Origin of the sequence: Pseudomonas sp. 14P_8.1_Bac3 (assembly GCF_025466085.1) — a bacterium.
In the GTDB taxonomy this organism is placed as follows: domain Bacteria; phylum Pseudomonadota; class Gammaproteobacteria; order Pseudomonadales; family Pseudomonadaceae; genus Aquipseudomonas.
On sequence record NZ_JANLOD010000017.1, the window covers coordinates 1 to 15611 of the forward strand.

The following is a 15611-nucleotide window of genomic DNA, read 5'->3' on the forward strand; positions in this document are numbered from 1 at the left end:
TGACTCACTGTACCCAAGCGCGACCACGCCCGCTCCTACAGAGTCAGGGGGGGGTGCCTGGTTTTACTTGACCCAGTCAGCAACACGCTCCGGATGCTTGGCCACCCAATCCTTCGCCGCCGCTTCAGGCTTGGCACCATCCTGAATCGCCAGCATGACCTCGCCAATTTCGTCTTTCGACGCCCACTGGAAGTTCTTCAGGAACTTGGCCACTTCCGGCGCTTTTGTCGCCAGTTCTTTGCTGCCGATGCTGTTCACGGTTTCAGCCGCGCCGTAAACGCCTTTCGGGTCGTCCAGGAAGCGCAGTTTCCACTTGGCGAACATCCAGTGCGGCACCCAGCCGGTGACGGCGATGGATTCGTTTTTCTTCTCGGCACGGGTCAGCTCGGCAATCATGCCGGCGCCGGAACTGGCCTTGAGTTGATACCCGGTCAGGTCGTAGTCCTTGATCGCCTGCTCGGTCTTGAGCATCACACCCGAACCGGCGTCGATGCCGACAATACGTTTCTTGAAGCTGTCGTCGGTTTTCAGATCGTCAATGGTCTTGGCCTTGACGTACTCAGGCACGATCAAACCGATTTTCGCGTCTTTGAAGTTCGGTCCGTAGTCGACGACCTGATCCTTGTTCTTGGTCCAGTATTCGCCATGCGTCACCGGGAGCCAGGCGGACAGCATGGCGTCGAGTTTGCCGGTGGCCACACCCTGCCACATGATGCCGGTCGCGACGGCTTGCAGCTTCACGTCATAACCCAGCTTCTGCTTGATCACTTCGGCCGCCACGTGGGTGGTCGCGACGCTGTCGGACCAGCCGTCAACGTAACCGATGCTCAGGGTTTTGCTCTCGGCGCTGGCCATCGTGGAGCCAATCGCAAGCACCAGAGCGGCACCTGCGCCTAAAAGTCGTCGCATCTTCATCGTTACTTCCCCGAAAGTGCTGCGCTCGACGGGTGCCGAGTCGCGTCAACGTATTGTTATGGTGCACAGCGCCCCATCACGCCTCACCGCAAACCCGTTCGATCATCAGCGCGATTTACCAATGAGAGCACTGACGCCTTGATCATCAACCTGACGCCAACCCGAACCTGTGCTGTCAGCGACCTCGGGGCATCGAGAAACGACATCAGAACGCCATTAATCCCGACCACCCGAGGCGCCCCCGGCAATCCGCCCGAACTTTGCATGTCAAAATCATGCAGGCCACCAAGCGCGGGACAAATGCAGGTAACATGCGCGGCTTTGCTCCCAGACGCCTTGACCATGTCCGCGACCTCACGCTTTCCTTTTTTTGCTTATTTGTTCGCCTGCCTGCTGGGGCTTTTTGCCCTTTGCGGTTTTTGGTATGGCCTTGGCAAACCGGTGATTCTGCCGGACGTGGCCAGCGCTTCGCATAAACTGCAATGCGCTTCCTACACCCCGTTCGACAAGGACCAGTCGCCGTTCGATCAGCCGTTCAAGTTGCGTCCCGAGCGCATGGACGCTGACCTCGCGCTGCTGGCCACCCGCTTCGAATGCATCCGCACCTATTCCATGACCGGCCTCGAGGCCCTGCCCGATCTGGCACGCAAGCATGGCCTGAAGTTGATGATCGGCGCCTGGGTCAACAGCAACCCGGTGGACACCGAGAAAGAAGTCGACCTGCTGATCGCCTCGGCCAACGCCAACCCCGATGTAGTGACCTCGGTGATCGTCGGCAACGAAACCCTGCTGCGCAAGGAAGTCACCGGCGCGCAACTGGCGAAGCTGATCAACAGGGTCAAGAGCCAGGTCAAGCAGCCTGTCACTTATGCCGACGTCTGGGAGTTCTGGCTCAAGCACCCGGAAGTCGCCCCGGCGGTGGATTTCCTAACCATCCATTTGCTGCCGTACTGGGAAGACGATCCGTCGAACATCGACGCCGCGCTGCAGCATGTGGCCGAAGTGCGCCAGGTGTTCGGCAACAAGTTCGCGCCCAAGGACGTGATGATTGGCGAAACCGGCTGGCCGAGCGAAGGCCGCCAACGGGAAACCGCCCTGCCAAGCCGGGTCAACGAGGCCAAGTTCATTCGCAGCTTTGTGATCATGGCCGAACAGCAAGGCTGGCATTACAACCTGATCGAAGCATTCGACCAACCGTGGAAACGCGCCAGCGAAGGCGCGGTCGGCGGTTACTGGGGGCTGTTTGATGCAGACCGTCAGGACAAGGGCGTGCTCGCCGGGCCGGTGTCGAACGTACCGTACTGGTCGCAGTGGCTGGTGGTGGGTGGTGTGATCTTCCTGGGCACGCTGATCCTCGGGGGACGCGTACGCAGTACCCGTGCGGCATTGGTCTTGCCCTTGCTGGGTGCGTTGGCGGCTTGCTCGATCGGCGCCTGGGGCGATCTGGCCCGCGTCACTACACGGTTTGCCGGTGAGTGGGTGTGGGTCGGTCTGCTGACGTTGTTGAATGTGCTGGTGTTGGCTCATGCCGCGCTGACGCTGAGCGCTCGCATCGGCTGGCGTGAGCGGGTGTTCAATTTTCTCGAGCGTCGCGCTGGCTGGATGCTGGCGGCAGCCGGTTTCGCCGCGACGGTGATGATGCTGGAGCTGGTGTTCGATCCGCGCTATCGCAGCTTCCCGAGTGTGGCGTTCATCGTGCCGGCGCTGGTGTATCTGTGCAGGCCGGTGAGCGTGCCGCGTCGGGAAATTGCGCTGCTGACCTTCATCATCGGTGCCGGCATTGCGCCGCAGCTGTTTCGTGAAGGGCTGCAGAACCAGCAGGCCTGGGGTTGGACGCTGGTGAGTGTGTTGATGGTGGCGGCGCTGTGGCGGTGTTTGCGGGTTCGCAACGCCTGAAAATTGACCCGACGTAGGCAAATTTAGCTTTGCCTACGGTCCGTTACGAAGATTAAGCGCCGACCTCATGACGCGATCAAGATCCTTGGGGCCAAATCGCATCTCCGTTTGCCATTTCCGGATCGCCACGTCCATCCGTTCTCTCGCACGTTGAAGGTTTTCATGATGAGTCTTAACCCTACTAAGCGTTGCGCGTGCCAACGCCTCATCCTCCAATAACTTCGCGAAATCAAGGGTTGGGCCATTCTCCAAGTATCGCGGCCCGATAAATTCCTCAACCTTTTTTTTTGTCCTCTCAACGTAGCTCTTCGTGTTGGTAAAGGGTGGGCTTTCAGTGGTGTACCTATTTAGCCGCTGAAAATCAGCAATACTTTCCAGTCTTTCAGTGTTGGCGGCGGCTTGTCTTATTGCTGGACGCAGATCGTTAACAGATTTAACGCCGGCTCGAAATCCGCGACTTAAAATGGCCTGAATACTTGACGGAGCCGCACTCACAGTGTCGAGCACATTGAAGACTCTTTGAATGAACGCCCCTTGGACCATACCCGTTACGAAGGCAGGGACAAAATAACGCCCTTTTGGGTCAACCCGATTAACAGGGTCCCCGGCACAGTACGCATACGCATTAATGCCACCCTTCTCAAACGGACTCAATTTGTCCGGGCGATTGAATCGCATCAAAACAGGTATGAAAACGCGATGCCCATTTCCTAGTAAGTAATGACCTGTCACTGAATCCCTTCGCTCTCCATTGAACCCCAACAGGCCGATTAAGTCGGCTTCAGGGAACCAATGACCGTAGGGGGAATAAGCGCGCTGCTGATGTTGAGCTGCGTCGATGGAGTGGAAAATCGAACACTGCAGGTCCGTTGCCAGTAGGGCGCAGCCGACCCGGCCAGCCTGATGTTTTTGCTGCGCAAGCACCTGCACCTCAGTTTCAAAAACCGAGCACTGTACCTGCCCCTGTATTTCAGTGGCCAAACGATCCCCGCGGTAAAAGCGCTGGATGCTCGGCTCGCCCAGCGGCGCGCAACCCGCCACCCGATCCAGCGGATCGTAGTGATAACGGCAAAGAAGCATTTCTCGCTGAACAGCCATGGTGTGGCTCCGTTTCACATCCAGAAGCATGGATGACTAGATTCGGAGCTATCGGGAGGGTTGTCTACTATCAGAACTGATAGGTAGTGGATGGAACAGTCTGAGATTTTGTCAGTGTGGCTACTGCCTTTTTCGCGAGCAAGCCCGCTCCCACAAGGGATCTTCAGCGGACACAAAACCTAATGTACGCCGGGGTACCTGTGGGAGCGGGCTTGCCCGCGAAGACGGATGATCAGGCGCTACGAGACGCCCTGACCAGCCTCAACCCCGCAATCACCACGGCAAACACCGCCATCGTCGTGTTGTACAACGCCAGCGCCGGAAACCCGAACACCAGGGCGAGCACCGCCAGCCACCACCCTGCCCGCCCCGGCAGGACAAAACCGATCACGGCGGCTGCCAACGCCGCCCAGCCCAATATCTGGAAATGAATCATCAACCCCAGGTTAGAGCGGAGCAGGCATTCCCAACGGCTCGCATCGTCCACGCAGAGGCCGACCCACTGCGCATCCTCCATGAAGCCATAACGCGCGCCATAACTGGCGGCCAGCCATAACGGCAGGAAAACAAGCAGCAGAATCACGGGCAAACGGCGGGACATGGAGCACTCCAAATATCGAAAACGGCGGCCAGCTTAATCGCCTGTTCGCCGTAAGCAAACGCGGGTAACAGATAAATGGTCACGAAATCTCTGCAAAGTGTATCGTCCAGCTACTATTACTCCGAAATTAGGCCTGATGGGTGCCGGTCCATGGCACTTTGGCGCTCACCCCGTGGTCTTAGCCTGCGAACTTCATTCGGCACCTTTCTCTAGGGATTCAGTCATGCTCCGTTCCTTGCGCTTCGCCGCCCTGTTTGGCGGCCTTATTCTGAGTGCGTCTGCACTGGCGGTCGACATCGACGCCGCCAGTTATGGCTACCCCTTGACCAACCCGTTCGAGGCGACCATCGCCACGACGCCGCCGGACCTGCGTCCGGAGTTGCCGCTTGACGATGACATCGATCAGAAGACCCGCAGCATCACGTTGCGCCCGGAGCGTGAATTCGAATTGCCGGACAACTTCTGGCCAGTGAAGAAGCTCACCTATCGCATCGCCACTCAAGGCAAAGCAGCACCGCTGATCTTCCTGATCGCCGGCACCGGCGCGCGCTATGACAGCAGCCTCAACGAATACCTGAAGAAGCTCTACTACAAGGCCGGTTACCATGTGGTGCAACTGTCGTCGCCTACCAGCTTCGACTTCATGAGCGCCGCCTCACGCTTTGCCACACCCGGCATCACCAAGGAAGACGCCGAAGACATGTACCGGGTGATGCAGGCGGTGCGGGCACAGAACCCCGATGTACACGTCACCGATTATTACCTGACCGGCTACAGCCTGGGCGCGCTGGACGCGGCATTCGTTGCGCACCTGGACGAAACCCGCCGCAGCTTCAATTTCAAGAAAGTCTTGCTGCTCAACCCGCCGGTCAACCTCTACACCTCGATCACCAACCTCGACAAGCTGGTCCAGACCGAAGTTAAAGGCATCAACAACAGCACCACTTTCTATGAGCTGGTGTTGAACAAACTGACCCGCTACTTCCAGCAGAAAGGCTACATCGACCTCAACGATGCCTTGCTCTACGACTTCCAGCAGTCCAAGCAGCACCTGACCAACGAACAGATGGCCATGCTGATCGGCACCTCGTTCCGTTTCTCGGCCGCCGACATTGCCTTCACGTCGGACCTTATCAACCGTCGGGGCCTCATCACACCGCCGAAAACCCCCATCACCGAAGGCACCAGCCTCACGCCGTACCTCAAGCGTGCGCTGCAATGCGACTTCGATTGCTACATCACTGAACAAGTGATCCCGATGTGGCGCGCCCGCACCGACGGCGGCAGCCTGCTGCAGCTGATCGACCAGGTCAGCCTGTATGCCTTGAAGGATTACCTGCACGACAGCCCGAAAATCGCGGTCATGCATAACGCTGACGACGTGATTCTCGGCCCGGGCGACCTCGGTTTCCTGCGCAGGACCTTCGGTGATCGCTTGACCGTTTACCCACTGGGCGGCCATTGCGGCAACCTTAACTATCGCGTCAACAGCGACGCCATGCTGGAGTTCTTCCGTGGCTAAATATCTCCTGCTTATCGCAGCGTTACTCTGTGCAGGCGTCGCCAATGCCGACAACAGCAAAGCTAACGCGCCGGTGGTCATCGACAACGACGGTTTCAAGGAACCGTTGAGCAAACTCAAGTTCAACCCGGGCCTTGACCAGCGCGAGTTCGAGCGCTCGACGCTCAACGCGCTGGCGGTCTACGACCCGCTGGAGGAGTGGAACCGCCGGGTTTATCACTTCAACTACCGCTTCGACCAATGGGTATTCCTGCCGGTGGTCGACGGGTATCGCTACATTACGCCGAGCTTTTTGCGCACCGGCGTCAGCAACTTCTTCAACAACCTTGGCGACGTGCCGAACCTGGTGAACAGCCTGCTGCAGTTCAAAGGCAAGCGCTCAATGGAAACCACCGCGCGCCTGCTGCTCAACACCACCATCGGCATCGCCGGCCTGTGGGACCCTGCTACCGCCATGGGCCTGCCGCGCCAGAGCGAAGACTTCGGCCAGACCCTGGGCTTCTACGGCGTACCGGGCGGTGCGTACTTTGTGTTGCCAATCCTCGGCCCGTCGAACATCCGCGACACCGCAGGCCTGGCCGTGGATTTCACCGCCGAATCGGCGATCAACTTCCTGAACGTCTCTGAAGTCAGTTCCAACCATCCGGAAATCTGGGTGCTGCGCAGCATCGACAAGCGCTACCAGACCAACTTCCGCTACGGCCAGATGAACTCGCCATTCGAGTACGAGAAAGTGCGCTACGTGTACACCGAGTCGCGCAAGCTGCAGATCGCCGAGTAACCTCGGCGGCAACAAAAAAGGGCCATTCGATGCGAGTCGAATGGCCCTTTTTCATGGCACAACCAAGCCCCCACACGGGGAATGTGTTCAGCCTTGGATTCCGCGCCAGATTTTGCCGACCACCGAAACCACCGCCAGCACCACCGCGCCCGCGATAATTCCCGCCACGCCGTTGAGCAACACCGGCACCGCAAACCCGGCACTACCGGCCGCAGCGCCGACGCTTTGAATCCAGTGATGCACCACCGGGATGCCGTGGGTGAGGATGCCGCCGCCGACCAGGAACATCGCCGCCGTGCCGATCACCGACAGGCCTTTCATCATGTACGGCGCGGCGCGCAGGATCGCATTGCCAATGCTTTTTGCTGTCGAAGCGGATTTCTGCGTCAGCCACAGGCCGAGGTCGTCGAGTTTGACGATGCCGGCCACCAGGCCATAAACGCCGACGGTCATGACGATGGCGATGCCGGACATCACGATCACCTGCTGGGTCAGCGAAGCGTCAGCCACGGTGCCGAGGGTGATGGCGATAATTTCCGCCGAAAGGATGAAATCGGTGCGGATCGCGCCTTTGATCTTGTCCTTTTCGTAAGCCACCAGATCGGTGGTCGGCTCAGCGACCGCCTCGGTCAGTTGCGCATGCTCGGCGTCATCTTCGGCCTTGCTGTGCAGGAACTTGTGCGCGAGTTTCTCGAAGCCCTCGAAGCACAGATAGGCGCCGCCGACCATCAACAGCGGTGTCACCAGCCACGGCACGAATGCACTGATTGCCAGCGCCGAGGGCACCAGAATCAGTTTGTTGAGGAACGAGCCCTTGGCCACCGCCCAGACGACGGGAATTTCCCGCTCGGCGCGCACGCCGGAGACTTGCTGGGCATTGAGCGCCAGGTCATCGCCGAGTACGCCGGCGGTCTTCTTGGCGGCCATCTTGCTCATCAACGCCACGTCATCCAGAACGGTGGCAATATCGTCGATCAGCACCAGCAAACTGCTTCCTGCCATGAATCTCGTTTCCTTATGTGAATAATGCCGCAGCATACCGTGCCGCACTCACCGGAGCGAGACGCTATGGCACCTGCCAGCCACCCCCGAGGCTCTGGAACAGCGCGACACTGCCCTGACCAAGCAAACCCTGGGTGTCACGCAAGTTCTGCTCGGCCTGCAACAGCACCAGTTGCTGGGTCAGCACCGTTTGCTGGCTGACCGTGCCCGCGCGCTGCTGGGCCTGCTGACTGCCGAACAATTGCTGGTTGCGCTGGAACATCTGCGCGTACGCCTGCGCCTGGGTCTGCAGGTGATTGATCGCCGACAGGTTATCCTCGACGTTCTGCAACGCGCCGAGCACGGTGCCGCGATAATTCGCCACGTCCTGATCGTAAGTGGCCTCGGCTTCCTGCTTGGCCGCTTCGCGGGCGCCGCCGTCGAAAATGGTTTCAGCCAGCGCCGGGCCGAGGGTCCAGATGCGGTTCGGCACCGAGAACAGACCGCCCAGCGCGGTGCCGCGAAAGCCACCTTCGGCGGTCAGGCTCAAGGTCGGAAAAAACGCGGCTTCGGCGACGCCGATTCGCGCGTTGGCCGCCGCAGCCAAGCGCTCGGCGGAGACCACATCAGGACGGCGCAGCAGCAGATTCGACGGCAATACCGAGGGCGGCATCGGCGTCGTGAACTGATAGTCGGCAACCTTGGGCAGATTGAACTGCGCCGGCGCCACACCCACCAGAACCGCCAGCGCATGCTCGGCCTGTTCGCGGGAGCGCTGGGCGTTTTGCAACGCAGCGATCACCGTGCTCAGTTGATCCTGCGCCACCAGCAACTGATCGTTGGTGGCCGTGCCCTGCATGGTTTGCGCCTGAATCATGGTCATTAATTGCTGGTTGATGGCCTGCTGTTGTTGCAACAGATCAATGTCGATATCAAGCTGCCGCAGCCCGAGATAATTGGTCGCCACGCTGGCACCGATCGACAGCCGCACCCCGGCGAGTAATGCATCGGAGGATTGCAGCGAGGCCTGACTCGACTCGATGCCGCGCCGCACCTGGCCCCACAGATCCGGCTCCCAACTGGCCGTCAGGGTCGCACTGACGGTCTGCTCAACCGTGCCGCCGCTGCTGCCGGTCAGCCCACTGGTGGTGCTGCCGCTGGCCCCGCCACCAACCCCGCGTGCACCGGACAAGCCCACGCCCACCGTCGGCCACAACCCGGCACGGCTCGATGCCACCTGCGCCTGCGCCAGCCGATACGCGGCTTCGGCACCGATGATCGATTGATTGGCCCTGGCCGAGCGCTCGACCAGATCGTTGAGTATCGGATCCTGATAAATCCGCCACCACTGGCTGTTCAGCGCGCCCTGCGGATTGGCCTGGGCGCGCTGCCATTGCGCACCTTCCTTGAATGTCTGCGGCAGCTCGATCGCCGGTTTCTGATAATCCGGACCGACCATGCAGCCGCTCAACAACAGCGCCATGATCAATGCCAGCACCAGCCCCCGTGGGAGCGGGTTCGCTCGCGAAGGCGATTTCACCTTCTCCATCAATGCTGGCTGACCCGACGTCTTCGCGAGCAAGCCCGCTCCCACAGGGGATGTGTGGCACTTCATCTATCGCTCCTTACGCTTCAGACGCTGCGATGCCCGATCCAGCCAAAGGTAGATCACCGGCGTGGTGTACAGCGTCAGCAACTGGCTGAACAGTAATCCGCCTATGATCGAAATCCCCAACGGCCGGCGCAGCTCCGAGCCATAGCCGGTGCCGAGCACCAGCGGGAGTGCGCCGAGGATCGCCGCCAGTGTGGTCATCATGATCGGACGGAAACGGATCAGGCAGGCGCGGCGGATCGCTTCTTTCGCACTCAGGCCGAGTTCGCGGCGCTCGGTGATGGCGAAGTCGATCATCATGATCGCGTTCTTCTTCACGATCCCGATGAGCAGGATCACCCCCACCAGCGCGATGATCGACAGTTCGGTGCCGGTCAGCAGCAAAGCGATCAACGCGCCGACCCCGGCCGAGGGCAAGGTCGACAGAATCGTCAGCGGGTGCACCAGACTTTCATAGAGCATGCCCAGCACCACGTACACCGACAGCAACGCCGCGACGATCAGCAACGGCTCACTGGCCACCGACGACTGGAACACCTGCGCCGTGCCGGCGAACTGGCCGATCACGCTGGCCGGCATGCGTAATTGTTTGACGGCGTTTTCAACCAGCGCTGTCGCCTGACCGATGGACACCCCCGGCGCGAGGTTGAACGAAGCGGTCACCGCCGGAAAGGTGCCCTGATGACTGATGGAAATCGCCGTACGCCCCACCGAATAATCCGCCAGTGCCGACAGCGGCACCAACGCGTGCGCGGCGCTGGCACTCAGATTCGGTGCCACTGCCGCGCCCTTGGCGGCGACCGCCGCAGTGCCCACCGGCACGTAGATATTTTTCAACGTCGTCGGGGCGGCCCAGTACGGCGGCGCGACTTCCATCACCACGTGATACTGGTTGGCGGCGCGGTAGATGGTCGAGACCTGGCGCTGGCCGAAGGCGTCGTACAGGGTCTGGTCAATGGCCGACATGCTCACCCCGAGCCGCGCGGCAGCATCGCGATTGACCGTGACGCTGGCCATCAGACTGTTGTCCTGCTGGTCGGTGTTGATGTCGGTCAGTTGCGGCAATCCGTGCAACGCGGCGACGACTTTGGGCACCCATTCGTCAAGCGTGCTCTGGTCATCGGCGGTCATCGTGTATTGGTACTGCGCCCCGCTCTGCCGTCCGCCGACGGTGATGTCCTGCGCCGATTGCAGATACAAACGGGTGCCGGGCATGTCGCCGAGGGTGCGGCGAATCTGCGCGATGACTTGATCGGCACTGTCCTTGCGATCCGCCAGTGCCTTGAGGGTGATGAACAACTGCGCACTGTTCACCGCGCCACCGATGCCGCCCCCGCCGCCGACAAATCCCCCGACGGTGGCGACGTTCGGGTTGCTCAGCACCTTGTTGTTGATCTCACTGAAATTCGACTGGATCGCACCGAAGGAAATGCTCTGCGCAGCGATGATGCTGCCGGACATGCGCCCGGTGTCTTCCTGCGGGAAGAAGCCCTTGGGCACCAGCACATACAGCACACACGCCAGCACGATTACCAGCATCGTCAGCAGACCCATCAGCAACGAATGTTCGACCACCCAGCCGAGGGTGCGATCGTAGAAGCGATGAAAGCGCGAGTCCGGGTGATCCTCGCCGTCGCCAGCCTGCTCGTTGGTGCGCAGCAGCACGCTGGCGAGCATCGGCGTCACGGTCAGCGACACCAGCATCGAAATCACAATCGCCACCGACAGCGAAATCGAAAACTCGCGGAACAGCCGCCCGACAATCCCGCCCATCAGCAACAGCGGAATGAACACCGCCACCAGCGAGACACTGATGGTCATCACCGTGAAACCCACCTCACGCGCCCCGGCCAGCGCCGCCTGCACGCGGCTCTCGCCCTTCTCCAGATGGCGCATGATGTTCTCGACCACCACGATCGCATCGTCCACCACAAACCCGGTGGAAATGGTCAGTGCCATCAACGACAGGTTGTTCAGGCTATAGCCGAGAAAGTACATCGCGCCAAATGTGCCGAGCAGCGACAACGGCACGACGATGGCCGGGATCAGCGTGCTGCGCCAGTCGCGGAAGAAGCCGAACGTCACCAGCGTCACCAGTGCGATGGAAATCAGCAGGGTCATTTCCACGTCATGCAACGACGCACGAATGGTGGTGGTGCGATCCATCAGGATGTTGATCCTGATCGCCGAGGGGATCGAACTCTGCAGAAACGGCAGATCAGCCTTCACCGCATCCACGGTGTCGATGACGTTGGCCCCGGGCTGCTTGAACACCACCAGCAGCACCGCTGGTTTGCCGTTGGACAGACCGAAGTTGCGCAGGTCTTCGACGTCTTCGGTGACGTCGCCCAGATCGGAAATGCGCACCAGATCGCCATTGTTTTTCTTCACCACCAACGGCGCGTAATCGGCACCGTGATAGAGCATGTCGTTGGCCTTCAAACCATAGGATTGATCACCCACCGACACCGTGCCCTTGGGCAAATTGACGTTGGACGCCTGAATCACCTGGCGCACCTGTTCGAGGCTGACGCCGTAGCGGTTGAGCCGGTCCGGATTGAGCTCGATGCGCACCGCCGGCAGCGCCGCGCCGCCCACCGTCACGTCGCCGACGCCGGTGGTCTGCAACAGGCGTTGTTCGAGCAGGGTCGAGGCCACGTCGTACATCTGCCCGCGCGTGGCGCTGTCGGAGGTCAGGCTGAGGATCAGGATCGGCGAGTCGGCCGGGTTGACCTTGCGGTAGGTCGGGTTGCCGGACAGGTCGCTCGGCAGGTTGCTGCGCGCCGCGTTGATCGCCGCCTGCACGTCCCGGGCGGCGCCGTCGATGTCGCGGTTGAGGTCGAATTGCAGGGTGATGCGCGTCGCCCCCAGCGAACTCGACGAGGTCATTTCGGTGACCCCGGCGATCTGCCCGAACTGGCGCTCCAGCGGCGTCGCCACCGACGATGCGACGGTGCTCGGGTCGGCGCCGGGCAACGAGGCACGCACGCTGATGGTGGGGAAATCCACCTCCGGTAACGGCGCTACGGGCAGCAGGTTGAACGCCAGCACGCCGAACAGCGCCAGCCCCACCGCCAGTAAGGTCGTGGCGATCGGGCGCTGGATGAACGGCGCGCTAAGGTTCATCGCGATAGCCTTCGACCTGCGCTGGCCGACGTCGGCTGAAACGCTGCTCCAGACTGTGCATGGCGAGGAAAATCACCGGGGTCGAGAACAGTGTCAGCAACTGGCTCAACAGCAGCCCGCCGATGATCGCGATGCCCAGCGGATGGCGCAGCTCCGAACCGATCCCGGTGCCCAGCGCCAGCGGCACCGCGCCGAACAGCGAGGCCATGCTGGTCATCAGGATCGGCCGAAACCGCAGCTCGGCCGCCTGACGAATCGCCGCCACCGCATCGAGTCCGCCCTCGCGCTCAAGCTCAAGGGCGAAGTCGACCATCATGATGCCGTTCTTCATCACGATCCCGATCAGCAGCACGATGCCGATCAGGCCGATGATGTCGAACTGCGTGCCCGTGATCAGCAATGCCAGCAAGGCGCCCAGCGCTGCCGAGAGCAGGGTCGAAAGAATCGTCACCGGGTGCACGAAGCTCTCGTAGAGAATGCCCAGCATCAGGTACACGACGATGATCGCCGCCAGCACCAGAAACACCTGGTTGGACAGCGACGCCTCGAACGTCGCCGCCGCACCTTCCAGGTTAGCCTGCACCGACAGCGGCAGACCGGCCTTGGTCTCGATGTCCTTGAGCCGCGTCACTGCAGCGCCAAGGGTTTGCCCGGGGGCGAGGTTGAACGACACATCGGCATAGGGAAACTGCCCGAGGCGGTTGATGGTCACCGGCGCGCGAATCACCTGCAGGGTCGCCATGCTGGACAGCGGCGCCACCCCGCCGCCCGGAATGTCGACGTAGAGCCCGGTCAGCAGATCGGCGAGATTGTGCGGCGGATGATCGGTGGCGATCACCACGTGATACTGATTGAGCTGGGTGTAGATGGTCGACACCTGGCGCTGTCCGAAGGCGTCGTACAGCACATCGTCGATGGCCTGCGGAGTGATGCCGAGCCGCGAGGCGGTGGCGCGGTCGAAGTTGAGCTGGATCTGATTGCCGAATTGCAGCGCCTGACTCTGCACATCGGTGAACATCGGGTCCTGCCTGATCGCCGCCAGCAATGTGTTGGTCCACTGCTCCAGCTCATCCGGGTCGGTGGCCTGCAGGCCGAGGCGGTAGCTGGTGGTCGAGACCGTGGCGTCGAGGGTCAGGTCCTGCACGCTGTGCAGGTACAGGCGAATCCCGGCGTCGTCGGCGTTGGCATCGGATAGGCGACGAATCACTGCGGCGCTGTTGTCGCGGTCGCCGTGGGGCTTGAGGTTGATCAGCAGGTTACCCTGATTGATCGTCGGGTTGGTCTGGTCGATACCGACGAACGACGACAGGCTGGCCACCGCTGGATCTTTCAGAATTCGTGCGGCCAGCCGTTGCTGTTCGATCTGCATCTGCTGGAAGGAAATCGTCGGCGAGGCCTGGGAAATACCCTGGATCAGCCCGGTGTCCTGCTCGGGGAAAAAGCCCTTGGGCATCACCACGATGATCAGCAGGGTCAGTGCCCCGGTGAACACAATGGAAATCAGCGTCAGCCCGCGGTGCAGTAACACCCAGTCCAGGCCTTTGACGTAATAGCCGTTGATCCGGTCGAAGAAATCGACCCGGCGCTCCTCGTGCCTGTGCTTGAGCATGCGCGAGCACATCATTGGTGTCAGGGTCAGGGTGATCAGCGCCGAGATGACGATGGTCACCGCCACGGTCATGGCGAATTCACGGAACAATCGCCCGACCACATCGCCCATGAACAGCAGCGGAATCATCACCGCGATCAGCGCCACCGACAGCGAAATGATCGTGAAGCCGATCTGCTCCGAGCCCTTGAGTGCAGCCTCCATCGGCGAGTCGCCAGCTTCGAGGTAGCGGGTGATGTTCTCGATCATGACGATGGCGTCATCGACCACAAAACCGATGGCGATAGTCAGCGCCATCAGCGTCAGGTTATTCAGTGAAAAGCTCAGTCCGTACGCCACTGCCAGTGTGCCGACCAGGGTCAGCGGCACGGTAACCGCCGGAATGATCGTCGCCGGAAGATTGCGCAGGAACAGGAAAATCACGATCACCACCAGCAGCACCGCCACACCGAGTTCGTACTGCACATCGGTGACCGAAGCACGAATGGTTTGCGTGCGGTCGGTGAGCACGTTGACCTTGAGCGTCGCCGACAGACTGGCACGCAATTTGGGCAACAGTTGCTGCACACGGTCGACCACATCGATCACATTTGCGCCCGGTTGGCGCTGGATATTCAGGACAATCGACGGCGTGCTGTCGGTCCACGCCGCTTGCCGTGGATTCTCCGGGCCCTGGGTCGAACTGGCGATCTGCGACAGGCGGATCGGCGCGCCATTCTTGTAAGCGATCACCAGGTCGCGGTACTCCTCCGCCGACTGCAACTGGTCGTTGGTGCCGATCGAATACGCTTGATACTTGCCGTCGATATTGCCTTTGGCCTGATTGACGTTGGCCGTGCCCAGCGCGGTGCGCAAGTCATCAAGGGACAGGCCGAGACTGTTCAGCGCCGAAGTGTTGGCCTCGACCCGCACCGCCGGGCGCTGACCACCACTGATGGTGACCAGGCCGACGCCGGTGATCTGCGAAATTTTCTGCGCCAGCCGCGTGTCGGCGAGGTCTTCAACCTTGGTCAGCGGCAGCACGTCGGAGGTCAGCGACAGGGTCAACACCGGCGCATCGGCCGGGTTGACCTTGCTGTACACCGGCGGGTACGGCAGGTTCGCCGGCAGGAACGTGCCGGCGGCGTTGATCGCGGCCTGGACTTCCTGTTCGGCGACATCCAGCGACAGCGCCAGATCGAATTGCAGGGTCACCACCGAAGCGCCATCGGAGCTGGTGGAGTTCATCGACTTCAGGCCCGGCATCTCGCCAAGCTGACGCTCCAGCGGCGCGGTGATCGACGAACTGATCACCTCGGGACTCGCACCGGGGTATTGAGTGAAGACCTGAATGGTCGGGTAATCGACCTCGGGCAACGCCGACACCGAGAGCAAGTGATAACCGAGCAGGCCGAGTAACAGCACCGCCACCATCAACAGCGTGGTGGCGACCGGGCGTTCGATGAAGGGACGCGAGACGTTCATGGCGGG

The 15611-nt window shown here is 61.0% G+C and carries 10 protein-coding genes; 3 read left to right on the forward strand and 7 right to left on the reverse strand.

The features are described from left to right. Positions 1-63: 63 nt before the first annotated feature. Positions 64-915 carry a glycine betaine ABC transporter substrate-binding protein gene (locus NTD84_RS05065; protein ID WP_262163910.1) on the reverse strand — a complete coding sequence of 284 codons (852 nt, stop codon included), beginning with the start codon at positions 913-915 and terminating at the stop codon, positions 64-66. Positions 916-1215: 300 nt separating this feature from the next. Here NTD84_RS05065 and NTD84_RS05070 point away from each other — a divergent pair, with 300 nt between their 5' ends. After that, the gene (locus NTD84_RS05070; protein ID WP_262163911.1) at positions 1216-2811 is read left to right on the forward strand and encodes a beta (1-6) glucans synthase; all 1596 of its coding nucleotides are present in this window, start codon (positions 1216-1218) and stop codon (positions 2809-2811) included. 33 nt (positions 2812-2844) lie between these two features. On the opposite strand, the gene NTD84_RS05075 is transcribed toward NTD84_RS05070, so the two are convergent. Both NTD84_RS05075 and NTD84_RS05080 read right to left on the reverse strand, forming a co-directional pair. Beyond that, positions 2845-3909, reverse strand: coding sequence for an RHS repeat-associated core domain-containing protein (locus tag NTD84_RS05075; RefSeq protein ID WP_262163912.1), 1065 nt, complete (start codon positions 3907-3909; stop codon positions 2845-2847). A gap of 232 nt (positions 3910-4141) precedes the next feature. Next, positions 4142-4510 (reverse strand): hypothetical protein, encoded by a 369-nt coding sequence (locus tag NTD84_RS05080; RefSeq protein WP_262163913.1) that lies wholly within the window; start codon positions 4508-4510, stop codon positions 4142-4144. Between the two features lie 223 nt (positions 4511-4733). Here NTD84_RS05080 and NTD84_RS05085 point away from each other — a divergent pair, with 223 nt between their 5' ends. Both NTD84_RS05085 and NTD84_RS05090 read left to right on the forward strand, forming a co-directional pair. Then, positions 4734-6032, forward strand: coding sequence for a serine/threonine protein kinase (locus NTD84_RS05085; protein WP_262163914.1), 1299 nt, complete (start codon positions 4734-4736; stop codon positions 6030-6032). Next, on the forward strand, positions 6025-6813 hold the full coding sequence (locus NTD84_RS05090) for a VacJ family lipoprotein (RefSeq protein WP_262163915.1): 789 nt from the start codon (positions 6025-6027) through the stop codon (positions 6811-6813). Before NTD84_RS05085 ends, NTD84_RS05090 begins: the two co-directional genes overlap by 8 nt. Before the next feature lie 87 nt (positions 6814-6900). Here NTD84_RS05090 and NTD84_RS05095 read toward each other — a convergent pair whose 3' ends face one another. The 4 genes from NTD84_RS05095 to NTD84_RS05110 form a co-directional block, all read right to left on the reverse strand. Continuing rightward, a complete protein-coding gene (locus tag NTD84_RS05095; RefSeq protein ID WP_262163916.1) occupies positions 6901-7815 on the reverse strand; it encodes a DUF808 domain-containing protein in 915 nt (304 codons plus the stop codon). Between the two features lie 64 nt (positions 7816-7879). Continuing rightward, positions 7880-9277 (reverse strand): efflux transporter outer membrane subunit, encoded by a 1398-nt coding sequence (locus NTD84_RS05100; RefSeq protein ID WP_262164015.1) that lies wholly within the window; start codon positions 9275-9277, stop codon positions 7880-7882. Between the two features lie 132 nt (positions 9278-9409). Next, a complete protein-coding gene (locus NTD84_RS05105; RefSeq protein ID WP_262163917.1) occupies positions 9410-12532 on the reverse strand; it encodes an efflux RND transporter permease subunit in 3123 nt (1040 codons plus the stop codon). Next, positions 12522-15605, reverse strand: a complete 3084-nt coding sequence (locus NTD84_RS05110; protein WP_262163918.1) for an efflux RND transporter permease subunit — start codon at positions 15603-15605, stop codon at positions 12522-12524. Before NTD84_RS05110 ends, NTD84_RS05105 begins: the two co-directional genes overlap by 11 nt. Between the last annotated feature and the right edge of the window lie 6 nt (positions 15606-15611).

Bases quoted from the DNA above. Each gene is read 5' to 3' on its own strand.
- NTD84_RS05065 (WP_262163910.1), bottom strand. From the start codon at position 915: ATGAAGATGCGACGACTTTTAGGCGCAGGTGCCGCTCTGGTGCTTGCG.
- NTD84_RS05070 (WP_262163911.1), top strand. From the start codon at position 1,216: ATGCAGGTAACATGCGCGGCTTTGCTCCCAGACGCCTTGACCATGTCC.
- NTD84_RS05075 (WP_262163912.1), bottom strand. From the start codon at position 3,909: ATGGCTGTTCAGCGAGAAATGCTTCTTTGCCGTTATCACTACGATCCG.
- NTD84_RS05080 (WP_262163913.1), bottom strand. From the start codon at position 4,510: ATGTCCCGCCGTTTGCCCGTGATTCTGCTGCTTGTTTTCCTGCCGTTA.
- NTD84_RS05085 (WP_262163914.1), top strand. From the start codon at position 4,734: ATGCTCCGTTCCTTGCGCTTCGCCGCCCTGTTTGGCGGCCTTATTCTG.
- NTD84_RS05095 (WP_262163916.1), bottom strand. From the start codon at position 7,815: ATGGCAGGAAGCAGTTTGCTGGTGCTGATCGACGATATTGCCACCGTT.
- NTD84_RS05100 (WP_262164015.1), bottom strand. From the start codon at position 9,277: ATGGCGCTGTTGTTGAGCGGCTGCATGGTCGGTCCGGATTATCAGAAA.
- NTD84_RS05105 (WP_262163917.1), bottom strand. From the start codon at position 12,532: ATGAACCTTAGCGCGCCGTTCATCCAGCGCCCGATCGCCACGACCTTA.
- NTD84_RS05110 (WP_262163918.1), bottom strand. From the start codon at position 15,605: ATGAACGTCTCGCGTCCCTTCATCGAACGCCCGGTCGCCACCACGCTG.